This is a genomic window from Anaerococcus obesiensis (assembly GCF_016599815.1).
Classification (GTDB): domain Bacteria; phylum Bacillota; class Clostridia; order Tissierellales; family Peptoniphilaceae; genus Anaerococcus; species Anaerococcus vaginalis.
In genome coordinates, this window is the sequence record NZ_CP067016.1 from 1,427,659 (window position 1) to 1,451,959 (window position 24,301).

General features: G+C 28.6%; 18 protein-coding genes and 5 pseudogenes. 21 read left to right on the forward strand and 2 right to left on the reverse strand.

From position 1 onward, the window contains the following. Window positions 1-169 precede the first annotated feature (169 nt). The 20 genes and pseudogenes from I6H46_RS07200 to I6H46_RS10115 all read left to right on the forward strand — a co-directional run bounded on the left by I6H46_RS07200 (window position 170) and on the right by I6H46_RS10115 (window position 22,478). Window positions 170-325 carry a hypothetical protein gene (locus I6H46_RS07200; RefSeq protein ID WP_200225736.1) on the forward strand — a complete coding sequence of 52 codons (156 nt, stop codon included), beginning with the start codon at window positions 170-172 and terminating at the stop codon, window positions 323-325. Between the two features lie 546 nt (window positions 326-871). Beyond that, complete coding sequence (locus I6H46_RS07205; protein WP_200225738.1) at window positions 872-2,398, forward strand: InlB B-repeat-containing protein; 1,527 nt, start codon at window positions 872-874, stop codon at window positions 2,396-2,398. Between the two features lie 165 nt (window positions 2,399-2,563). After that, entirely contained in the window at window positions 2,564-3,517 is a 954-nt protein-coding gene (locus I6H46_RS07210) for a DnaJ C-terminal domain-containing protein (RefSeq protein ID WP_019117907.1), read from the forward strand. 12 nt (window positions 3,518-3,529) lie between these two features. Further along, window positions 3,530-6,110 (forward strand): annotated as a pseudogene (gene clpB, locus I6H46_RS07215) (ATP-dependent chaperone ClpB). Window positions 6,111-6,355: 245 nt separating this feature from the next. Continuing rightward, window positions 6,356-8,476 (forward strand): annotated as a pseudogene (gene nrdD / locus I6H46_RS07220) (anaerobic ribonucleoside-triphosphate reductase). Window positions 8,477-8,518: 42 nt separating this feature from the next. Beyond that, window positions 8,519-9,019, forward strand: coding sequence for an anaerobic ribonucleoside-triphosphate reductase activating protein (gene nrdG / locus I6H46_RS07225; RefSeq protein ID WP_019117904.1), 501 nt, complete (start codon window positions 8,519-8,521; stop codon window positions 9,017-9,019). Between the two features lie 27 nt (window positions 9,020-9,046). Next, window positions 9,047-9,634, forward strand: coding sequence for a LemA family protein (locus I6H46_RS07230; protein WP_019117903.1), 588 nt, complete (start codon window positions 9,047-9,049; stop codon window positions 9,632-9,634). A 7-nt stretch (window positions 9,635-9,641) separates the two neighbouring features. Next, window positions 9,642-10,445: a TPM domain-containing protein gene (locus I6H46_RS07235; RefSeq protein WP_019117902.1), complete on the forward strand. Its 804-nt coding sequence runs from the start codon at window positions 9,642-9,644 to the stop codon at window positions 10,443-10,445. Window positions 10,446-10,631: 186 nt separating this feature from the next. Further along, entirely contained in the window at window positions 10,632-11,609 is a 978-nt protein-coding gene (locus I6H46_RS07240) for a GA module-containing protein (RefSeq protein WP_200225740.1), read from the forward strand. 19 nt (window positions 11,610-11,628) lie between these two features. After that, window positions 11,629-11,679 (forward strand): annotated as a pseudogene (locus I6H46_RS10600) (hypothetical protein); the annotation flags it as partial. 266 nt (window positions 11,680-11,945) lie between these two features. Continuing rightward, window positions 11,946-11,996, forward strand: a pseudogene (locus I6H46_RS10605) (hypothetical protein); the annotation flags it as partial. A 120-nt stretch (window positions 11,997-12,116) separates the two neighbouring features. Next, a complete protein-coding gene (locus I6H46_RS07250) occupies window positions 12,117-13,463 on the forward strand; it encodes an albumin-binding GA domain-containing protein (protein ID WP_200225743.1) in 1,347 nt (448 codons plus the stop codon). Window positions 13,464-13,719: 256 nt separating this feature from the next. Next, complete coding sequence (locus I6H46_RS07255; RefSeq protein WP_200225744.1) at window positions 13,720-16,050, forward strand: ATP-dependent DNA helicase; 2,331 nt, start codon at window positions 13,720-13,722, stop codon at window positions 16,048-16,050. Further along, complete coding sequence (gene rlmD, locus I6H46_RS07260; RefSeq protein ID WP_200225746.1) at window positions 16,051-17,418, forward strand: 23S rRNA (uracil(1939)-C(5))-methyltransferase RlmD; 1,368 nt, start codon at window positions 16,051-16,053, stop codon at window positions 17,416-17,418. Between the two features lie 498 nt (window positions 17,419-17,916). Then, complete coding sequence (locus I6H46_RS07265; RefSeq protein ID WP_019117957.1) at window positions 17,917-18,504, forward strand: type IV toxin-antitoxin system AbiEi family antitoxin domain-containing protein; 588 nt, start codon at window positions 17,917-17,919, stop codon at window positions 18,502-18,504. Beyond that, a complete protein-coding gene (locus tag I6H46_RS07270; RefSeq protein ID WP_200225748.1) occupies window positions 18,501-19,343 on the forward strand; it encodes a nucleotidyl transferase AbiEii/AbiGii toxin family protein in 843 nt (280 codons plus the stop codon). The genes I6H46_RS07265 and I6H46_RS07270 overlap by 4 nt, the downstream gene beginning before the upstream one ends. A gap of 442 nt (window positions 19,344-19,785) precedes the next feature. Then, the gene (locus tag I6H46_RS10105; RefSeq protein WP_234287336.1) at window positions 19,786-20,262 is read left to right on the forward strand and encodes a dsDNA nuclease domain-containing protein; all 477 of its coding nucleotides are present in this window, start codon (window positions 19,786-19,788) and stop codon (window positions 20,260-20,262) included. 523 nt (window positions 20,263-20,785) lie between these two features. Continuing rightward, complete coding sequence (locus I6H46_RS07280; RefSeq protein WP_234287337.1) at window positions 20,786-21,898, forward strand: hypothetical protein; 1,113 nt, start codon at window positions 20,786-20,788, stop codon at window positions 21,896-21,898. Beyond that, window positions 21,889-22,209 (forward strand): hypothetical protein, encoded by a 321-nt coding sequence (locus I6H46_RS10110; RefSeq protein WP_234287338.1) that lies wholly within the window; start codon window positions 21,889-21,891, stop codon window positions 22,207-22,209. The genes I6H46_RS07280 and I6H46_RS10110 overlap by 10 nt, the downstream gene beginning before the upstream one ends. Window positions 22,210-22,247: 38 nt before the next feature. Continuing rightward, window positions 22,248-22,478 (forward strand): hypothetical protein, encoded by a 231-nt coding sequence (locus tag I6H46_RS10115; RefSeq protein ID WP_234287339.1) that lies wholly within the window; start codon window positions 22,248-22,250, stop codon window positions 22,476-22,478. 361 nt (window positions 22,479-22,839) lie between these two features. On the opposite strand, the pseudogene I6H46_RS07285 reads toward I6H46_RS10115, so the two are convergent. Together I6H46_RS07285 and I6H46_RS07290 are read right to left on the reverse strand one after the other, a co-directional pair. Continuing rightward, window positions 22,840-22,986, reverse strand: a pseudogene (locus tag I6H46_RS07285) (relaxase/mobilization nuclease domain-containing protein); the annotation flags it as partial. Between the two features lies 1 nt (window position 22,987). Further along, a complete protein-coding gene (locus I6H46_RS07290) occupies window positions 22,988-23,344 on the reverse strand; it encodes a plasmid mobilization protein (protein ID WP_200225753.1) in 357 nt (118 codons plus the stop codon). Window positions 23,345-23,693: 349 nt separating this feature from the next. On the opposite strand from I6H46_RS07290, the gene I6H46_RS07295 reads away from it, so the two are divergent. Next, window positions 23,694-24,287 carry a TetR/AcrR family transcriptional regulator gene (locus I6H46_RS07295; RefSeq protein ID WP_019117950.1) on the forward strand — a complete coding sequence of 198 codons (594 nt, stop codon included), beginning with the start codon at window positions 23,694-23,696 and terminating at the stop codon, window positions 24,285-24,287. The last annotated feature ends 14 nt before the right edge of the window (window positions 24,288-24,301 follow it).

The following is a 24,301-nucleotide window of genomic DNA, read 5'->3' on the forward strand; positions in this document are numbered from 1 at the left end:
AGAGTATTATTTACCCTCTATATAGTTTATTAATTACTGGTCAAAACTTTATAAAAATAGATATAATAAATCAAGAATATAAAAGAATAAATATGATATTTATGATTTTGGAGATTTATTAGATTTTTATATTGAAGAATATTATAATGAAGGAACTTTAATAGATAGTTTGGTTGAAACTCATTTGATTGCCCTTGATTTAGCAGAAGATGCTAGACCTTACATTAAAAAAATTATAGAATCATCAATACCTTCACTTCGTAATGATTGGATATATATGTTTAAAGATGAGCATAATATTGGTAGAAAAATCTTGAAGAAGTAGAGGAATATTTTGACTATAAGTTTACGAGGAAATTCATATTGGAACTTCAAGAAATATTTAATGAAAAAAGCAAATAAAATATCGGTAAAATATGAATAAATTATAAATTTAATAAAGTTGATAACTGTTTTAATGGCTTTAGGATTTTTTAATCTTAAAGCCATTTTATATTTTTGGATAATACAAATAAGAATAAAGTGTAAATTATAAAAATGGATTTAAAAGCAAATTTAAAACTTAGACCTTATGAATCTATAGTTTTACAAAAAATAGCAAAATAAAATTTTAAGAAATACCATTCTAAATTCTTATAAAGAATTAGGAATGGTACTTTTTTTGTAAGAAAACTTTAATTTTATAACCTAGAAATATTTTTATGTTATTTTTAGAAATTTTAAATAAGATTATAATTAAAGTGATATTTTTCTATTTTCTTTTTTGAAAAAGATGATAAAATTATTTTTAATAATATATCTAATTATTCAAGTAAAATAATCTGAGTTTTTAGATAAGCATTATTGAAAAATTTTTTTAAGGAGGTTTTTTATGAAAAAAACTAATTGGAAAGGACGTTTTTTTAGTATTTTATTAGCTTTTGCATTGTTATTGCCAACAATATTATCTACAAGTGTAAAAGCGGCGCCTGAAAATGACAAAAATGATGGACAAATTAAGCATGTAACTGAAATTTCATTTACAATTTACAATTATGCAATAGGTAATGATGCAAATTCTATTCAAGTTAATTGTCAAACTGATGGTGTAAGACCGACAAATTATGAGCTTTTGGTATACGATAAGAACGAAGATAAATTTGTACCAGTTAAGGGAAAGTTGCAAGCAGATATTCAGTATAGGTTAAAAATCAATTTTTCGCCAAAAGATGGATATGATTTTGAAGGATTGACAAAAGAAAAAATAAAATTGGGAGCTATTGGTTCATCAATTAAATATAATGCAAATAAAAAAGAAGCATTTTTTGATATGCCAGTGCTTGAAGATTCTAAAATGTTAACATTTGAAACCAATGGTGGAAGTAAAATTGCTTCAATAATTGCATCAAAAGATAGCACAATTGAACTTGACCAATATAAACCTACAAAAGACGGTTTTACATTTGACGGCTGGTATAAGGATAAAGAATTAAAAGAAAAAGTTACTCAAGTAAAACTTAGTGAAGATATGACAGTTTATGCTAAATGGGTAGCAAAACAACAACCACCAAAACCGGTAAATTATTTTACCTTAACATTTGATACCGATAAAGCAGAAGAAATAAAACCAATAACAAAAGAAGAAAATACAATAATTGATTTAAATCAATATTTACCAAAAAAAGAAGGTTTTATTTTTGATGGCTGGTATAAGGATAAAGAATTAAAAGAAAAAATTACCCAAGTAAAGCTTACAAAAGATATGATAGTTTATGCTAAATGGACAAAAAAAGAACAACCACCAAAACCAGTAAATTATTTTACCTTAACATTTGATACCGATAAAGCAGAAGAAATAAAACCAATAACAAAAGAAGAAAATACAATAATTGATTTAAATCAATATTTACCAAAAAAAGAAGGTTTTATTTTTGATGGCTGGTATAAGGATAAAGAATTAAAAGAAAAAATCACTCAAGTAAAACTTACAAAAGATATTACAGTTTATGCTAAATGGATTGCAAAAATACCTCCTGTTGTAACTGAAGAATTTACAATTACAATAGATCCTAACGGAGGAAATTGGAATGGTGATACAAAAGCAAAAGTTATGAAAATTAAAAAAGGCGATTATATCACACTTCCACAAGCACCTAGCAAAAAAGGTTATACATTTTTGTATTGGAAAGGTTCAAACTATAAACCAGGAGATAAATATAAAGTAGAAAAAGATCATACTTTTGTAGCTCAATGGAAAAAGAATGAAATAAAAGTTAGTGCAAACAATAATTCAAAAACAAAAGCAAAAAATTCTCCAAAAACAGGAGTTAATTCAATTGCATTTGTGAGTGTAATATTAATACTTATTTCAAGTTTAGGACTTTTTGTAATAGGAAAAAAACAAAAAATAAATAAATAATTGATTAAAAATAACAAAAATTTTTGGAGGTAGAATGAAAATTCTATCTCCTTTATTTTTTATTTATTTTATTGACAAAAATATTTTTTATAATTCTTGAAATCAAATCAAAACTTAGTATAGTAAGATTAAGGTCAAAGATGGTCAGAAATTGATGGAGGTTTTATGAAATATCAAGATTATTATGAAATATTAGGTGTAGATAAAAAAGCGAATGCTGATGAAATTAAAAAGGCTTATAGAAAGCTTGCAAAAAAATACCACCCTGACCTTCATCCTGATGATAAAGAAGCCAGCAAAAAATTTGCAAAAATAAATGAAGCTTACGAAGTTTTGTCTGATGAAAATAAGAGAAAACAATATGATATGTTTGGACAAAGTGGAAACTTTAGTCAAGGTCAAAATTTTGACCCTTCTCAATATGGTTTTTCAGATATTTTTTCAAATTTTGGAGCAGGAAACGGATCTTATACCTACACAAGTAGTACAGGAGGCTCCTCTGGATTTTCAGATTTTTTTGAAACTTTGTTTGGTGGAGGAAGAGCATCTTCAAGATCTTCTTCAACAAATTTTGGAGGATTCGGTTCAAGCTTTAAAAATGGTTTTACCAAAAATAAAAAATCAAAAATTAAAGCCAAGGTTAATATATCACTAGATGAAGCAATGAGTGGCGTATCTAGAACGCTAAAAATTAAAGATAAAGAAACAAATTCTATTAAAGAAATAAATATAAATGTTCCAAGTGGAATGACAAGTGGAAAAAAATTAAAAATTGATGGTTCAAAATATAATTTGAATGCTGATATTTATGTGACAGTAGAAATTGAGGAAGATTCAACTTACAGGCTTGATGGGCTTGATATTATTAAAAAGGAAAGAATTTCTCCTTGGGATGCCTATTTTGGCGAAAAAATTACTGTCGATAGTCCAAATGGAAAATTTAAAATAAATATTCCAGAAAAAATTGAAGCTGGAAACAAAATTAGGATTAAGGGTAAGGGCTATAAGGATTTAAAAGGAAAAATTGGAGATCTTTATATAGAAATTCTTATCGACAATCCAAAAAATTTAAGTGAAGATCAAATTGACCTATATAAAAAATTAAAGGAAATAAATTAGGGGGATATGATTATGGATTTTAACAAATTTACTCAAAAATCAACAGAAGCTATTAATGAAGCAAGTCAATTAGCAATCAAAAATGCCAACCCAGAAGTTGGCATTATCCACCTAGCTTACGCTTTGATAGAAGATTCAGATTCTTTCGTAAGCCAAGTTTTGTCTAATATGGACTTGTACAAAAAAGTACTTAACAAGATGGAAGAAAAAATGGAAAATTTGCCAAGCCAATCAGGTTCAGCAAATATTTATCCAAATACAATTTTTCAAAGAGTTTTATTAAAAAGTGAAGATTGTGCAAAGAAAATGGGAGATTCTTTTATCTCAACAGAACACATTTTCTTAACTATTTTGAATGAAAATACCGAATTAAGCGATTATTTTAAGGAGATTGGTTTAAGCGCTAAAAATTTCTCAAATGAGCTTAAAAAGGTCAGAAAAGGTCAAAAAATTACTAACGATAATCCAGAAGAAACAAACAATCCTTTGGAAAAATATGGTAGAAATTTGACCAAAGAAGCAAGAGAAGGAAAAATCGATCCAGTTATTGGACGTGATAGTGAAATTAGAAATTGCCAAAGAATTCTTTCAAGAAGAAAGAAAAATAATCCTGTTTTGATTGGTAAACCTGGTGTTGGTAAAACTGCAATCGTCGAAGGTCTTGCTCAAAGAATTGTAAATAAAGATGTACCAGAACCACTTCAAGGAAGAACAATTTTTGCTCTTGATATGGCAAGCTTAGTTGCAGGTGCAAAATACAGGGGACAATTTGAAGAAAGATTGAAATCAGTAATTGATGAAGTAAAAAAATCTGATGGACAAATAATTATGTTTATTGACGAGCTTCACACAATTGTTGGAGCTGGTAAAACAGAAGGATCAATGGATGCTTCAAATATAATGAAACCAATGCTTGCGCGTGGAGAGATAAAAGTAATTGGTGCAACAACTTTAAATGAATACAGAGAAAATATTGAAAAAGATGGAGCACTTGAAAGAAGATTCCAAAAAGTTTTGGTAGATGAGCCAAGTGTAGAAGATACAATTTCAATTTTAAGGGGAATCAAAGATAAATATGAAATTTATCATGGAATAAGAATTCAAGATCAAGCAGTAATTGCAGCAGCTGAGCTATCAAATAGATATATAACTGATAGATTTTTGCCAGATAAGGCAATAGATTTGATGGACGAAGCTTGCGCAACTGTAAGAACTGAAATTGATACAATGCCAGAATATTTGGATGAAGAAAAAAGAAGAATTTTACAAGTCCAAATTGAAATTGCAGCTGTTAAAAAAAGAAGATGACGAAAAGAGTAAGAAAAGATTAGAAACATTAGAAAAAGAATTGGCAGATGCTAATGAAAGATACAAAGCTGATTTTAATAAGTGGAAAAGCCAAAAAGATTCAATAAATTCTGTAAAAGATATAAAAGAAGAAATTGACAAGGTAAAAGTTGAAATCGAAAAAGCTGAGAGAAATTACGATTTTGAAAAATTATCTGAGCTTAAATATGGAAAACTTACAGAACTTGAAAATAAATTAAAAGAAAAGGAAAAAGACCAAAAAGATAATTCTTCTATAAAAGAAGAAGTGACAGATGAAGACATAGCAGATGTAGTTTCAAATTGGACAAATATTCCAGTAAATAAACTTGTAGAAAGTGAAAGAAGTAAAATTTTGGGACTTTCAGACAAGTTGCACGAAAGAGTTATTGGACAAGATGAAGCCGTTGATAGTGTATCAGATGCAATTATCAGGGCAAGATCTGGACTAAAAGATATAAATAAACCAATCGGTTCATTTATTTTCCTTGGACCAACAGGAGTTGGTAAAACAGAGCTTGCAAAATCACTTGCAGAAGCTATGTTTGATAGCGAAAAAAATATGATTAGGATTGATATGTCAGAATATATGGAAAAATATTCTGTGTCAAGATTAATCGGTGCAGCTCCAGGTTATGTTGGCTACGAAGAAGGCGGTCAATTGACAGAAGCTGTAAGAAGAAATCCTTATTCAGTAATTTTGTTTGATGAAATTGAAAAAGCTCATCCAGATGTTTTTAATATTTTACTACAAGTTTTGGATGACGGAAGACTTACAGATAGTCAAGGAAGAACTGTTAATTTTAAAAATACAATTATAATTATGACTTCAAATATTGGTTCAACTTATTTGATAGATGGACTAAAAGAAGATGGAAGTATTGATGAAGAAAATAGAAAACTTGTCGATTCATCTTTAAGAAATTCTTTTAAACCAGAATTTTTAAACAGAATTGATGATATTGTTATGTTTAAACCATTAACATCAGATCAAATATATAAAATTATTGATCTACAAATTGCAGATATTTCAAAAAGACTTGAAAGTCGTGAAATTACAATTGAACTTAGCAAGAAGGCTCACGAATATATTTTAGATAAATCCTACGACGTAGAATATGGTGCAAGACCAATTAAAAGATTCTTGCAAGCAAATATTGAAACAAATCTAGGAAGAAAAATTATTGAAGGAAATGTAATGGAAGGCGATCATGTCATAATAGATTTAGATAAAAATAATGAATTAGAATATCAAGTTAAAAATTAAGAATAAATATAAAAAGAGAAAATTTCTTTTTGAGATTTTCTCTTTTTATTTTGTTTAAATTACCAGAAAAAATATTTTTTTTAAATAAAATTTTCAATTATATTTATTCAACGAAGTATTTTAAAGCCCAAATAATTGAAAAAAATATGCAGGCAAAAAAACCTAAAACACACAAGATATTGTGGCTCTTGTTTTAATATATCTATATATGGTATACTATAAGAGTATTAAAAAAGGAGTGCAAAATGGTTAAAGTTGTTAAAAGAAATGGTCAAAAGGTGGATTTTGACAAAGAAAAAATAAAAATAGCTATAGAAAAAGCTATGAATTCTCCAAATGGTGTTTATATAGAAAATCAAGCAGAAAAAATAGCAGATGAAATCGAAAAAAGAGCTGAAAATAAAAGAGAAATTTCAATTTATCAAATCGAAGATCAAGTTTATTATAAACTAATCGACTAAAAAAATCCTGCAACAGCAAAATCATACGAAGCTTATAGGTCAGTCCATGCTTATAAAAGAGAAGCAAATACAACAGATGATGATATAATAGGTCTACTTGAAAGAACAAATATTGATGTAATGGATGAAAATTCCAATAAAAATCCATTGATTGCATCAACCCAAAGAGATTTGATAGCAGGAGAAGTGTCAAAAGATTTGGCAAAAAGAAAATTAATTGACGCAGACCTTGTAGAGGCTCACGAAGATGGAGCAATACATATTCACGATCTTGATTATTTGATTCAACCAATTTTTAATTGCTGTTTGGTAAATATGAAAGATATGTTAGATAACGGAACAGTTATAAATGGAAAGACAATTGAAACGCCTAAATCTTTTCAAGTAGCTTGTAATGTTATGACTCAAATTATTGCCCAAATCGCCTCAAACCAATACGGTGGTCAATCAATAAATATTTCATGTCTTTCAAAATATTTGGAAGTTTCTTACAATAAAAATTATAAGTTAGCAAAAGAAATTTTATCAAATGAAGATGAGATAAAGGCAATGGCTAAAAAATTAACTCAAAGAGATTTGGAATCTGGTATTCAAACAATCCAATACCAAATCAATACTCTTATGACATCAAACGGCCAAGCACCTTTTGTGACTTTGTTTATGCACACAGACGAAAACGATCCATACTTGGACCAAACTGTAAGAATAATTGAAGAAATTTTAAAACAAAGATTACAAGGAATAAAAAACGAAGCGGGAGTTTATGTAACACCAGCTTTCCCAAAATTAATCTATGTTTTGGATGAAAATAATATAAAAAAAGAAAGCAAATATTATTACTTAACAGAATTATCTATAAAATGTACAGCAAAAAGAATGTATCCTGATTACATTTCAGCCAAAAAAATGAGAGAAAATTACGAAGGAAATGTATTTTCTCCAATGGGATGCAGGGCATTTTTGCCACCATACAAGGATGAAAATGGAAATTATAAATTTGATGGTAGATTTAATATTGGAGTTTGCACAATCAATCTTCCACAAATTGGAATCCTTGCAAAAAATGATGAAGAAAAGTTTTTTGAAATTTTAAATAAGAGAATGGATCTTGTAAAAAGAGTTGGAATTTTAAGATATGAACATTTAAAAAATGTAACAAGCGATTCATCTCCAATTCATTTCCAACACGGAGCAATAGCAAGACTTAAACCTCATCAAAGAATAGAACCACTTTTAAAAAATGCTTACGCAACAGTTACCATTGGATATATTGGAATATATGAAGCATGTAAACTTGTAAAAGGTGTAAGTCATACAAGTAAAGAGGGAAAAGAATTCGCCCTTAAAATAATGGACTTATTAAATAAGAAAAAACAAGAATGGATAAAAGAAACAGGACTTCAATTTGCAGTTTATGGAACACCAGCAGAAAATCTTACAAATAGGTTCGCCTCAATCGATAGAAAAAGATTTGGAGATATTAAAGATGTAACCGACAAGGGTTATTACACAAATTCTTTCCATGTTGATGTAAGAGAAAATATATCAGCTTTTGAAAAATTTGATTTTGAATCAGAATTTCAAGACCTATCATCAGGAGGATGTATTTCCTATGTAGAAATTCCAAATATGGCAAACAATTTAAAGGCTCTAGGCACAATTGTTGAATATATTTATAACCATATCCAATACGCAGAATTTAATACAAAATCAGATTATTGTGCAGAATGCGGTTATGATGGAGAAATGCTTTTAAATGATGATAACGAATGGTATTGTCCACAATGTGGCAATAAAGACAGGGCAAAACTAACAGTCGTAAGAAGAACTTGCGGATATTTGGGAGAAAATTTCTGGAACGAAGGAAGAACAAAAGAAATAAAAGCAAGAGTTTTGCATATATAATAAAAAAAGTCTACGGTAGTAGACTTTTTTTATGGAGGATTTATGAGATACGGGCAAATTAGAAAATATGATGTGGCAAATGGTCCTGGGATTAGGACCTCCTTTTTTGTCACAGGCTGTCATGCAAATTGCAAAAATTGTTTTAATAAAGAATATATGAATCCAAATTTTGGAAATTTGTGGACAGATGAACAAACTCAAGAAATAATTTCCTATTTAAAAAAAGATGAGATAGAAGGTCTTACTATTTTGGGAGGAGAGCCTTTCGAATCGACAGAAGATTTGATTCAAATTGTAAAAAAAATTAGGGAAGAATCAGACAAGTCGATTTGGATTTTTTCGGGATTTTTGTATGAAATTTTAGTAAATATTGAAAATGCAAAAAAACTTTTATCTATGTGCGATGTATTGGTCGATGGACTTTTTGTTGAAGAATTAAAAGATTTGAGATTAAAATTTAAAGGCTCATCAAATCAAAGAACAATTGACCTACAAAAATCTTTAAAAAATGAAAAAGTAATCCTTCTAGATGGGTATAATTAGAATAGAAATAAAATTTAGGAGGATTAAATGGAACTTAATAAAAAAAGAAAAGGAGTAGGTGGAATAGTTATAGCAATAATTGCAATAATTGCTCTTGCTATAATTGTTTTAATACCTTCATATAACGGACTTGTAAAACAAAAAGAACAACTTGACGAATCCTATGCACAAGTTCAAAATGTTGTTCAAAGAAGAGCAGACTTGATTCCAAATCTTGTAAGCACAGTTAAAGGATATTCAAAACACGAAAAAGATACATTAACAGAAGTTACCAACGCAAGATCAGGAATACAAAACGCAAAAGGCCCAAAAGAATTGGCTGAGGCAAATGAACAAATGTCTCAAGCTATAAGAAGTATCAATGTAGTTGCTGAAGCCTATCCAGATTTAAAGGCTGACAAGCAATTTACTCAACTAATGGATGAGCTTGCTGGAACAGAAAATAGAATTTCAGTAGAAAGAAAAAATTATAACTCAGAAGTAAAAGCATACAATACAAAAGTTAAATCATTTCCAACAAGTATTTTTGCAAAAATGATGGGATTTGATAAGGCAGAATATTTTGAAGCCGACGCATCAGCTCAAGATGTTCCACAAGTAAATTTTGGTAGCTAGGTAGATTATGAGAAAAAGAAAGAATATAATAGTAACTATTTTATTTGCCTTTATTCTTCTTTTTCTACCTCAAAAATCTTTTGCAGATGATTTGCCACAATCGCCAAATACTTATTACTATGACGAACTCAATTTAATAAACCAAGAAACCAAAGACCATCTTACAAAAGTAAACAAAGAACTTGAACAAAAAACAGGAGCTCAAGTAATTTATGTTTCCCTAAAAGATGTAGAGGATCAGCCAATGCAAGTTGGAACAGATCTTTTAAATAAATGGAAAATTGGAGATAAAGAAAAAAATAATGGAGTTTTGATTTTAATTTCCCAAAGAAAAGGCCAAGATAAAAAAGATATTTCAATTATAACAGGCTATGGAATAGAGGGAAGATTAAACGATGGTAAGGTTGGAAGAATAATCGATGAATATATGCTAGATTATATGAGAGATGGAGATTTTTCCAAAGGAATTACAGAAGGATTCAATGCAATTGTTTCACAAATTGCAGAAGAATACCAAGTAGAATTGACTGGCGATTATGACGAATATGCTAATAGGCTAAGAGAAGATAAAGACGACGAAATAGATTTAAGAACATTAATAATAATATTTATAATTTTTATGATATTCTCAAGATTTTTCGCAAGGCGAGGAGGCTTTAGAAACGGAGGATATGGAGGCTTCGGCGGATTCGGGGGCTTTGGAGGAGGATCTTTTGGAGGATTTTCCGGAGGCTCTGGTGGATTTTCTGGAGGAGGTTTCTCCGGTGGAGGAGGCTCATCTGGAGGCGGCGGAGCTAGCAGAGGAATATAAAATAAGTAAGCAAATAGAAAACTATTTGCTTATTTTTTTGCAAATTTTTAATGATTTTAAAATTTTTAAATTTAAAATATCTAATTATTTTATTTCTTAATAAAATTCTTATAATTTAAATATTTTTACTTGACTATATATATATATATATAATGGTGGCATACAAATAATATTAAGGAGTGTAATATGAAAAATAATAAAAAATTAGTGATGGGTTCAGTCATCGCTCTAGCACTATCAGTAGGTGTTATAGCACCTAATTTAACAAAAGCAGAAGAAGCTGCTTTGGAAACAAGTAAGTTAGAAATAAAAAATGAAGCTGACAATCAAATTAAAAAAGATGTAGAAGCTGAGTTAAAAAAAGATGATATTAAAGAAGCTACAGAAAACAAAGCTGATAAAGAAGATATTGGAAAAATATTAGAAAAAAAAGAGGATAAAAAAGAAGAAATTAAACCTGCAAATATTGCAAAAGTTAAAAAATTAGCACCTGTAACTCTAACTAATAATAAAAATGACGCTGAAGAATTACAAAAAGCTAAAGAATCAGCAAAGGCAAATATTAACGCTGCAGATTTAAGTGATTTTCAAAAAGCTCATTTTACACAAAAAGTAGACAATGCAGCTACAAAAGAAGAAGCAAAACAATATCAAATAGAAGCACAAGACTTAGCTACTTATATACTAGAAGTAAAATATAGCTTACCAGAACTAAAAGAAGGTCAAGATATAAACGAAATTATAAACTCATTCAACAAAGCTCTTGATAAAGCACAAGTTGATAAAGTTAAAAAATCAGTAGTAGATCCTGAAGGATTCAAAGAAGATCAAGAATTAGAAAATTTAAAAACACAAACAAAAGAAGAAATCAGTAATTTAGATTTAAGTCAAGTACAAAAAGATAAATTTAAATCATTAGTAGATGAAGCAAAAGATAAAAAGGCAGTAAATAAAGCAAAAGAAGATGCAAAAGAATTATTAGATGCAATAACTGATGCAAAACTTAATAAATTAGCACCAACTGATGATGAAGCAATAATGAAAAAAGCATTAGAATTGCTTGATAATGCTCTTACAAAAGCAGATGTAGAAGAAGTAGTAAAGAAAATAAACAAAGAAGTAGAAGATAAAAATCAGATCCAGAAAAGAATTAAAAGAAATTAAAGAACAAGCAAAAGAAGAAATTGATAAATTAGATTTAAGTCAAGTACAAAAAGATAAATTTAAATCATTAGTAGATGAAGCAAAAGATAAAAAGGCAGTAAATAAAGCAAAAGAAGATGCAAAAGAATTATTAGATGCAATAACTGATGCAAAACTTAATAAATTAGCACCAACTGATGATGAAGCAATAATGAAAAAAGCATTAGAATTGCTTGATAATGCTCTTACAAAAGCAGACGTTGAAGATATAGTTAATAAAATAAATAAAGAAGTAGAAGATAAAAATCAGATCCAGAAAAAGAATTAAAAGAAATTAAAGAACAAGCAAAAGAAGAAATTGATAAATTAGATTTAAGTCAAGTACAAAAAAATCATTTCAAATCATTAATAGACAAAGCTAAAGACGAAAAAGCAGTAAATAAGGTAATAGAAGATGCTAAAGAATTATTAGATGCAATAATTGATGCAAAATTTAATAAATTAGCACCAACTGATGATGAAGCAATAATGAAAAAAGCATTAGAATTGCTTGATAATGCTCTTACAAAAGCAGACGTTGAAGATATAGTTAATAAAATAAATAAAGAAGTAAAAGCTGCAAAAGACTTGAAAGATGCAAAAGAAAAAGCAATTAAGGAATTAAAAGCAGCTGGAATTACAGGACAAATCTATTTTGATCAAATCAACAAAGCTAAAACAGTTGAAGGTGTAGAATCATTGAAAAATGAAATCTTAAAAGCTCACAAAGCAAGTCAAGAAGAAGATGGTCCAAAAGTAACAATAGACGAATGGCTACTAATCAATGCTAAGAAAGATGCAATCGAAGAATTAAAAGCAGCTGGAATTACGGGACAAATCTATTTTGATCAAATCAACAAAGCTAAAACAATCGAAGGTGTAGAATCATTGAAAAATGAAATCTTAAAAGCTCACAAAGCAAGTCAAGAAGAAGATGGTCCAAAAGTAACAATAGACGAATGGCTACTAATCAATGCTAAGAAAGATGCAATCGAAGAATTAAAAGCAGCTGGAATAACAAGTGACTTCTATTTCAATTTAATCAACAAAGCAAAAACAATCGAAGGCGTAGAAGCATTGAAAAATGAAATTTTGAAAGCTCACAAAGCAAGTCAAGAAGAAGATGGTCCAAAAGTAACAATAGACGAATGGCTACTAATCAATGCTAAGAAAGATGCAATCGAAGAATTAAAAGCAGCTGGAATTACAGGACAAATCTATTTTGATCAAATCAACAAAGCTAAAACAATCGAAGGTGTAGAAGCATTGAAAAATGAAATTTTGAAAGCTCACGCAGGAAATCCAGGTGAAAAAGATCCTGAAACACCAGAAGAAACAAAAAATGGATTTGATACAGAAAGAGAAGCTAGAATAGCAGCTGAAAAAGCATTAGAAAATGATCCAGTAAATAAATCTTACACAATAACACAAGGAGCAGATGGAAAATATTATTACCAATTATCTCCAGTTGAAAAAGGACTAGAAATTGGATATGAAACAAGAGAAGAAGCAGAAGCAGCAGCAAAAGAAGCTCTAGAAAATGATCCAATAAATAATGCATATGAAGTAAATCAAGGAGCAGATGGAAGATATTACTTCAGATTATTCTACAAAGAAGAAGAACAAAAACCAGGCGAAAAAGATCCAGCAAAACCAGGCGAAAAAGATCCAGCAAAACCAGGCGAAAAAGATCCAGCAAAACCAGGTGCAAAAGATCCAGCAAAACCAGGCGAAAAAGATCCAGCAGAACCAGGCGTAAAAGATCCAGCAAAACCAGGTGCAAAAAATCCAGCAAAACAGAAGATAAGAAAAAAACACAACCATCAAAAGTTGTAAATAACAAAGCTAACAACAACGTTCAAACAGGTGTAGCAGGACTTACAGGCGTTGTAGCAACACTTGCAGCATCAGCAGTAGCACTTTTCAAATCAAAAAGAAAATAATTTATTATAAATAAAAAGCAAAATGTCTCTCTCAAGAAAATATCCTGAGAGGGATATTTTTTTGTGAATCTTAATAAATTTTATTTTACTGATAGTTTCAAAATTCAAAATATTTAATGAAAAATGATATAATAAACTAAGGTGATTTAATGTATATAAAAACTTCTGTTAGAAAACTTATAGAATTTGTTATGAGAAGTGGGGATATTGATAATTCTTTTAGGGACAATAATAGGATGGTCGAAGGAATCAAAGCCCATCAAAAAATTCAAAAATCTTATGATAAAAATTACCAAGCTGAATTCTATCTTAAAAACATTACTAAAATTGACGATATGGAATTTCACGTTGAGGGTAGGGCTGATGGTCTTTTGAAAAAGAATGGCAAAATAATTATTGATGAAATAAAATCTACCACAAGAAATCTAGACAAATTGGATGATTCAAATAAACTACACTGGGCTCAAGCTTTTTGCTATGGGTATTTTTATGGTGTAAAAAATGATTTGAAAAATATTACTATAAGACTAACTTATGTATCATTAGATGATTACAAGACAAAAACTTTTGAAAAAGAAAAAAGTCTTGACGAGCTTTATGAATTTTACATAAATTTATTAAAAGAATACATTAATTTTTCAAAAATTTTATCCCAAAATCTTGAAAAAAGAAATATTAGTGCAAACAATTTGACTTTTCCCTATGATGGTTACAGAAAAGGGCAAAGGAAGATGGCGGTTGCTGTTTATAGGGCGATTCTTGATAAGAAAAATTTGTTTGTAGATGCTCCAACTGGAACTGGAAAGACTATTTCTACAATTTTTCCTGCTGTAAAATCTTTAGGAGAAGGTTTGAATGATAAAATTTTCTACCTTACTTCAAAAAATACTACGGCAAAAGAAGCCTTAAAATCTTTATATTTATTAAAAGAAAAAAATCTATCAATCAAGGCAGTTTCAATTACAAGCAAGGAGAAGATTTGTTTAAATGATGAAATTTCTTGCAATCCTGAAGACTGTCCCTTTGCAAGGGGGCATTTTGATAGGGTAAATGATGGATTAAAAGATATTTTGGAAAATGAAGACATAATGGACTACGATGTTATCACTTCTTATTCAGAAAAACACAGGCTTTGTCCCCTTGAATTCGAGCTTGATATTTCTTTGTACTGCGACATAATAATTTGCGATTATAATTATATTTTTGATCCAAATGTTTATTTGAGAAGATTTTTTGATGATAGCCTTGATGAATATTTGTTTTTAATTGACGAGGCTCACAATCTTTTGGAAAGGTCAAGAAAGATGTTCTCTCATGATTTTGTTGATTCTGATTTTAAGGAATTAAGAAAATCTATGGATAGTAAAAAAGATGTAAAAATAATAAAATCAATTGATTCTATTTTGGATGAGTTTGAAAAAATGTATAAAAATTATGGGAAAAAATTGTTTTATTATTCGACTGATAATAATGATGATTTTGACAAAAAACTCATAGCTTTATCAAAAAAATTGGAAAAAGTTTTGATCAAGGATAAAAAAAGAGAAGATTATGATAAAATAGAAGATATGTTTTTTGAAATAAACCATCATCTAAAAATTTCTGATAATTTTAGGGAGGGTTTTTATCAAACATTGACCTATGATGAAAATTCTATGGAAAAAATTTATGAAATTAAGTGCATTGATCCTTCAAAAGTTTTGAAAGAAAAGTATAAACTTGCAAGGGCAAGCATATTTTTTTCTGCAACTCTTTCTCCAATGGATTTTTACAGAAAAATGCTTGGAGTAGATGATAGTTTGAAAGTTCATTTGGATTTTCCCTTTGATAAGAAAAATTTTGCCATTTTTGCAAGTCCAATTTCTACTAGGTATAAAGATAGAAATAATAATTTAATGGATATAGCTGACCTTATCCACGAATTTATAAGTGCAAAAAAAGGAAATTATTTTATATTTTTCCCTTCATTTTCATATCTAACGGATGTCTATGAATATTACAAGGAAAATTTTAATGACGAAATTTTAGTTCAAGAAAGGTCCATGTCCCCAGTAGAAAGGCACAAATTTTTGCAAAATTTCACTTACGAAAGTGAAAAAACTGCATTTTTGGTTTTGGGTGGAATATTTTCTGAGGGAGTTGATTTGAAAGGCGATAGGCTAATTGGTTCAATGGTAATTTCGGTTGGAATGCCAGGAGTAAGCGATGAGAGAAATTTAATAAAAAATCATTTTGACGAAATTTCTCACAATGGTTTTGATTATTCCTACACCTATCCGGGCTTAAATAAAATTTTCCAAGCAGCTGGAAGGCTAATCAGAGGAGAAAAGGATAGGGGAATAATTTATTTGGTTGATGATAGATTTTTGTGGGATAAGTACAGAAGGCTTTATCCTAGACATTGGTCAAATATAAGAGAAGTAAAAAATAAAAAAGAATTAAAAATCTTGGTTGAAAGATTTTGGAATAGAGGAGAATAAATGAGAGAAAAACCAATAAAAGATGTAGAAATAATAGATATGTCTTATCCAAATATTTCGATAGGAAAAATTGACGAAGAAAAAACTGTCCAATTTAAGGGCGGAGTTTTGGGACAAAAAGTAAGGGTAAAAATCACTAAAAACAGGGGTAAGAATAAAAAAGGAAAATTTATGGAAGTTTTGGAAGAATCCAAAATAGAAAATGCCAAAGAATTTTGCCCTCATGCAGGAATTTGTGGTGGTTGTTCTTACCAAAAAATGGGATATGAAACAGAGCTTTTATTAAAGCATGATATGATAAAAAAACTTTTGAAAAATTCTCATATTGATATTGCAGATCTTTCAATCATTAGAAGTCCAAAAATAAAAGGATACAGAAATAAAATGGAATATACTTTTGGAGATTCTTACAAGGATGGGCCACTTGTTTTGGGACTTCACAGGCAAAATAGATTTTATGAAATTGTCGATACAGATGGATGTAATATAGTTGATAGCGATTTTGAAACAATAAGAAAATATGTACAAAAATATTTTAGAGAAAAAAATACAAGTTTTTATCACAAAAAAGCTCATACAGGACTTTTGCGTAATTTAATAGTAAGAAAAGCACTTCACACTGGAGAAATTATGGTAGTCCTTGTGACAAGCTCAGACAAATCTTTTGATCCAATGAGAAGAGATTTATTTGCCCATAATCTCTTAAATGCAAAAACCAAGGGGAGAATTGTTTCAATTTATCATGTGATTAACGATAGTTTGTCAGATGCAGTAAAAGTAGATTCAATCGAACTTTTATTTGGGAAAAAATATATCGAAGAAAAAATGAATGATTTAAAATTTCAAATTTCTCCATTTTCATTTTTCCAACCAAATGTATATACAGCAGAAAAAATCTATCAAAAAGCAATAGAATTAGCAAATGTAGATAAAAACAAAAACGTCCTAGATCTATATTCAGGAACAGGAACTATAACTCAACTATTTGCAAAATTTGCAAACAAAGCCATGGGAATAGAAATAATAGAAGAAGCAGTAGAAAAAGCCTTCGACAATGCAAAAGAAAATGAGATAGAAAATATAGATTTTATAGCAGGAGACGTTTTAGAAAAAATAGACTTAGTAAAAGGAAAATACGACATAGTAGTAATAGATCCACCAAGAGAAGGCATTCACCCAAAAGCAATCAAAAAAATAATAGACATAGCTCCAGAAGAATTTGTCTACATATCCTGCAACCCAAAAACCCAAGTAAGAGACCTAGAAATCTTCATAAAAAACGGCTACAAAATAAAAAAATACCAAGCCTTCGACCAATTTCCTAGGTCAAGGCATGTGGAGACTATAGCGTTGATACAAAAGATGTAAATCTAGAAATCCTGCATTTTAAGCAGTTTTATAAGCATTTTGTCTTCGATAAAGATGAAGAAGGATACGTCAAAAAGACTCAAAAAAACTACATGGATGTAAGAGTAGTTTTGAGACTAGTATGAGGAAACACAAAAAATATAATTAACTCATTTTGTACTTTCTACAAGAGTAGCGTAAAAGGCTGCTCTTTTTTTTCTAAAAAGTAGGTACATATAAATTTTAAATATTACTAATAATAGAAAATCTGATTTCCGAAAAGCAGAAGTCCAGACTTCCGAAAATCGGAATTCAAGAACTCCGAATAACAGATTTCTAGAAATCCGAAAATCGGAAAAAAACTATAATAATATTAGGAATATTGAGTTAAGAAAGAATAATTTTAGAAGAGGAATAAGGATTCGTTACATTCTTTTTTAAAAATGGAAAATTATAAGCCAACTTTACATATTCGCTTTTATAACATATAATAAAAGCGTAAACGAGAGGAGGCGGACTATGAATACACTTAAAGAATTTATCCAAGAAAATTTAGTAATAACCAACAAAGAAGCAGAAGAACTTGGATATACTAGGCATAATTTATCAGAATTAACAAAAATCGGACAATTAGAAAGATTAAGACCAGGACTGTATCAATTAAAAGGAAAGGTAATAGACGATTTTGTTTTAATATCATCCAATAGCAATCGAATTATATTTTCTCATCAAACAGCCCTATACCTCCACGACCTATCAGATAGGACCCCAAATGTATTTCATATATCTGTACCCCAAGGCTACAATGCCAGCCATATCAAAAAGAGGTACGAAGATCTACAAGTTCACTATGTAAAAAAAGACCTATACGAAATTGGAAAGACAGAAATAAAATCACCACAAGGCAACCTTATTCCAGTTTACGATATAGATCGAACAATTTGCGATATCATAATCGAAAGAGAAAAAATAGATAAACAGATTTTTACAGAAGCCTTAAAAAGATACTTTAAATCAACAAATAAAAATCTAAGACGACTCATAAAATACAGTAGACTATTTAAAATAGAAGATGAAATTAGAAAATACATGGAGGTATTATCGTGATTAATATCGAGAGTATAAAGGGCAAGATAAGAAGTCTTGCAGAGAAGAAAAATCTAAAGTCGCAAGAAGTTCTGCAAATATATTTCTTTGAAAGATTTTTAGAAAGGCTATCTAAATCAAAGTACAAAAATAATTTTGTAATAAAGGGAGGATTCTTAATATCTTCCTTAATTGGTATTGAAAATAGAACAACTATGGACATGGACACAACCATAAAAGGCATAGCCCTAAAAGAAGAGAAAATAAAAGACATTGTAGAAGAAATTATAAATATCAATGTAGAAGATGGAATAAGATTTGAAATAAAAGACATCTCTTATATAAGAGAAGAAGATGAGTACGAAAACTTTAGAATTTCACTAATAGCAAATGTTGGGAAAACTAAAAACCCAATGAAACTAGACTTAACAACAGGAGATGCAATAACACCAAGGGAAATAGAATATACCTATCCCTGTATCTTTAGCAAAGAAAATATAAAAATAATGGCATATCCATTAGAAACAATTTTAGCTGAAAAATATGAAACCATAATCAGAAGAAATATAACAACAACACGAATGAGAGACTTTTACGACATATACACTCTCTACAAATTGAAAAAAGATGAGATAAACTATGAAATTTTAAAAGAAGCAGTAGAAAGAACTTCCGACAAAAGAGGAAGTCATGAGATAATGCAAGACTATGAGGAAATAATTGAGGACATAAAAGAAGATTCATACCTAAGATCCTTGTGGGAAGTATATCTCAGTGAAAATAAGTATATTGGGGATTTGAGCTTTGATAAGGTTGTTGGTGTAGTGAGAATTATTTCAAATAGAATCAATGAGATGTAATTTAACAGATACTGTCTGGCATATCATAGATAAAAATATTAAGTATTAGAGAAGTGAAATGATTTTATTTTTTTAAGCATAAATTTTATATCAAGGAGAACGTTTTATTTTGACGTATATTTAATGATATAATAGAATAAATAAATATTTAAGTAGGATGTAGTGATATCATTTAATTATAAAATGTTATTACAAAATAAAAGAATTAGGTATGATAAATAGTGAATTTATGGAAAAGCAAAATTAGGAAAATTACATTTTATAAATTAAGACAGACAAAATTTAATTACAGATGTTCTGTTTTTGATATTTTGAATTAGAAGGCATACAGAAGATTATAGAGTGATTTTTGAAAAAACTAATTAAATATTATAAAGGTTACATGATAAATGCATGACGACATAAAAGTGAGGTGATTATATTGGAATATTCGAACTATTATATGAATTTACCATTAGATTTAGCAGGTAGTAGAACGAAAAATAGATTTAGAGTTGAATTGTTGTGGGGAGTTGGTAAATTAATTGATGCATATAAGCTGTACGATGACTATACAATTGTGTTTGATTTCAAATGTGATATTGAATTGCATCGTGATAATGGTCTTGATTTTTACCAGGTGAAAACAATAAATAGAGGTAATCATAGTTCTAAAACACTAACTAAGAGAAAAGGAAATAGTAGATCTATTTTGGGAACATTGTATGCTCTTTACAACCCAAATCATAATATAAAGCTGGCTGTAGTTTGTAATAAACATTTGAAAATTGATAGTAAAGAAGATTTAAGGCAAGAAGTTTGTTTAGGTGAGTTGGACAAAACAGTAATAGATTTTATTGAAGATAAATTGCAAGAAGAACTAAAGTTATCAGAAGTCATTCTTGATAATGTTTTTATGTATGTGAAAGTATGGACTTAACAAATCCTCATTATGCTTTGCTTGGAAAGTTAATTGAAGCTTTCCAAGAAATAAAAATGAAGAACCTAATAATCCTAATGCTTTATTTCGATTAGTATCTGATACAGCTCAGAAAAAGCTTCTTATGAGATGGCAATCACTAATTATAATGATGTACTAGAATTAAAAGGAATTTCTAAAAATGAGTTTAATAAAATGCTTGAATCTCATAGGAAAAATCTATAACAGGCATTGAACAGGTTAAAGATTATATTAAAACTTTATTCCCATCAGAAAGAAGATTATATAATCAAGCTTTAACTAATTTACTGGAAATTGATCAAAGCCATGAGTTGAATGTATTAAAGATATCAATTTTTGAGTATATTGAAGGGAATATAGATAAGATAAGAAACGAAAATGATCTTTTTAATATTTTAAATAATGTATTTGATAGTGAATTCCCTATAGAATACACAAAATACATGAAAAAAGTATTTTATTTAATGGTATTTTATTTATACACAGAGGGAGGTGATATTTAATGGATGTTATTTTCAATAAAATATATATTTTTGATATTTTAACTAAAGAAGCTTTTGTTACATGTTTTGAAAAAGGTTTAAATATTGTTACTTCTAGTAACATTGATGGAACAGATAGAGGGAAGTCAGTCTTGTTACGTAGTTTATATCATACTTTGGGTGCTGATGCCCACTTCGATAAAAAATGGAAAAATGAAGATAAAGTATATATTTTAGAGTTTTCGGTTAACGATAATATATATTTTATATATCGCCATAAAAAGTTATTCAAAGTATTTAATGATGTTTTTAAGATATTATTTCAAACATCAACTATAATTGAGTTATCATATTTTTTAAGCAATATTTGGGATTTTGAAATATTTTTACCGAATAGAAGGACTGAGAAGCTGGAGATTGCTCCACCAGCATATACATATGTAATGAATTTTATTGACCAAGATTATTATGATGGAACATACTTTAGTTCCTTTAAGAGATTAGGACAATATCAAAATTTTAAACCTGATGTAATATATGCACAATTTGGAATATATGATAAGAATTATTTTGAACATGTTGAAAGTAAACAAAATTTATTGGAACGTATAAATGATTCAGAAGACGCATACAGAGAAACTAGTAGAATGAAAGAAAAAGTATCTAAACTATTAGGTAATATTGTTGTGCCTGAAAATTTAAAAGAGCTTGAAAGGGAGCTTTCTATTAGAACAAAGGAATATGATTATATTCTGAATTCTATTAATAAATTTAGGTATGAGCTTACAAATTTACGAAATGAAAAGTATGAGCTTGAAATTGCATTGAACCAAATTGAAAGGTTTAAGAATAAAAAGGAAAAAGAAATAAAGTATATTTTAAATACAGATATATGTCCTGAATGCCATTCAGTTTTGAAAGATACAACTGATCTTAGAAGTAAAAGATACAATTCAATTGAGGATTCGTTATATATAAAGGACAGCATATATGAGGATATAGAAAAGATTTCAAAATCAATTTTACAAATAGAGGGTAGTTATAAAGAGTTTTTAGATAAGTTGGAATCATACAAGAAAAACATTGGTATAGCTAAGACAGAAATAAAAATTATAGCAGCTATATGGGGCTAAATGAATTATATAATAGTTTAAATTTAGAGTTATTTAATGAGTTTAATTTGCAAGGAGAACTTAAAGAGAAGCTAGAAAATATTGAGGAAGACTTGAAGGAAGTATCTAAAATTAAATCGGATATCAATAAAAAATATTATGATATGATTGATAGGGAAGTCTTAAAGTTTGGATTGAATGAGTTAGAGGAAGCACAATATAAAGCAATTAATCGAGTTTTTTGTGCAAGTGGAAGTAATAAACCAATTTCAACAGTTATATGGTATTTTATACTTAATGATATTAAAAAATTTTTAATAATAAATGCTTGAATTTACCTATGGTATTAGATAGCCCTAAGAATGCGGAGATGGATTATGATAAGGCACAATCCTTAATTGAATATATATTAGATAATTCATCAAATTATACCCAATTGATTTTTTCATCAATTGGGTTTGAAAGAAGGAATTTTGAATTTGAAAGCGAAATAAATATTATAGAGCTAAAGAATGACAAATATCAGTTGCTTGATTCTGAAACTTTCTCAAAATATAAATATGTTTTAGAAAATGCTTTAAGTGCCCAATTGATTAAATAGTAAGATAAAATCACCTATATATCTACATCCTAGTCTACATGAATAAATGATTTTTTCTTATTTTATAAAGTTTAACGATATTGTATTTTTATTAAGAATACTCTTGCAAAAGGGTATTCTTTTTTATTGCTTACTTTAGTGAATTGAGCGAACGAAAGAATTCATGTGGAGGAAATTAGCTTTAGCTTCAAGCACCAAGAAAACATCCTTAAAGTATAATTTTGATAATAGCATGGAAGCTGGATATGCAAAGATCATATAGTATTTGCACAAAAAAATAAGCTGAAATTAATTTCAGCTTAAGCTTGACTTTTGTTAGCAGGTTTTTGTTTCAAAATATGCTATAGAATATGATCTTTCATGTTTTTATAAATTGAATATGGGCAGTAGATGGATGACATTTGAATGAAGATACTAAGACTTTTTCATCAGTTTTTTCACTCTTAGTAATGTAATCTATTGCCAAATTTAGAGTTGATTTTATAGGATGTATTTTTGTAATTGCCATACTAATCACCAGAACTTTCTTTTGATTTATTTAGAAGTAGGGAATGGATCTGCCATATTTCTTTTGATAATTTTTCTATCTGTTTATTCATTGATTCGATTTCATTCTTGTAAATAATACCAGTTGTATTAGTAGCTTTTGCAATCTGGTTTATATTATTTGTTGCATTTGAAAGTAGCCATTGTAGGTTTCTAAATGGTTCTAAATCTACAACATAAATTTCTTTTTCTAATACACATTTTCTAAGAAAGTGGGACATAGTTTTGCAATTTGCAAGTTTCATTTTCTTTTCAAAAATTTCTTTTTCTTCATCTGTTAAATATATTTTTAGTTGATTATTTCTTTTTCTATTATCCATAGTATATCTCCTTATTATAAATTATTGGGGTCTTAGGGTTCTCCCTAACAAGCTAAAAATTGATAAAAAAAGAAGCAGTCCATAAAGGTTCTGCTTCATCAATTTTTCGTAAGTGGGTACTCACTTACTGTGCTTGCTATTAAAGTTATAAGCGTTAAGCGTGTATTAAGTTTTATTAATTATACCGCATTTAAAGAAATTAATAAAGAAGTATAAAGGGCGTTCAAGCAAATATCTTAAATAAGATTACTAAATTTTAAAATAATTCATGTATTGAAATTAATTATCAAATGAGTTACAATAAAACTGACGGTAGCGTCGGAATTATTTATTGACAGGAGATAAAGTTTTGAATGATAAAAAATTGAAAGTAGGAGAAAAAAGGAAGTTAGAAATTCTGGAAGCGGCAAAGACATGTTTTTTAGAAAAGGGTTTCCAAAATACAACTATGGAAGATGTTATAGAAAAAGTCAGTTTAAGTAAAGGTGGTGTTTACTATCATTATGGTTCAACCTATGAAATGATTTATGATTTTATGAAATCAGGTATCAAATATAGAGGAGAAAAAAACAAAACTATCGACACATCTAAGTTAACGACTTTAGACGCAATTACTGAGATGATGATGGAAAGAATTTATGATGAAAATGAATTTAAAAGCATATATGCAATTTTTTTGAAACTACAAAATGAAGATAAAAGATTGTGTGAAATGTTTGAAAATTTAAAAGAAACAAACACAGAAATTTTATCGTCTGCATTTCCTCCAAACGATAAGCTCTCATCTATTTTTGAAGATGAGTTTTTAGTGACCTTTGTAAATACTTTGATTTTAGGATATGAAAGTTTAAATCAAAAAGAAATTTTTATTGAAAATAAAGAAACAATCAAAAAGATGTTAGAAGATTATTTGAAAAATAAATTTCCTGAATTATTAGGCTGATCTTAAATTATGGT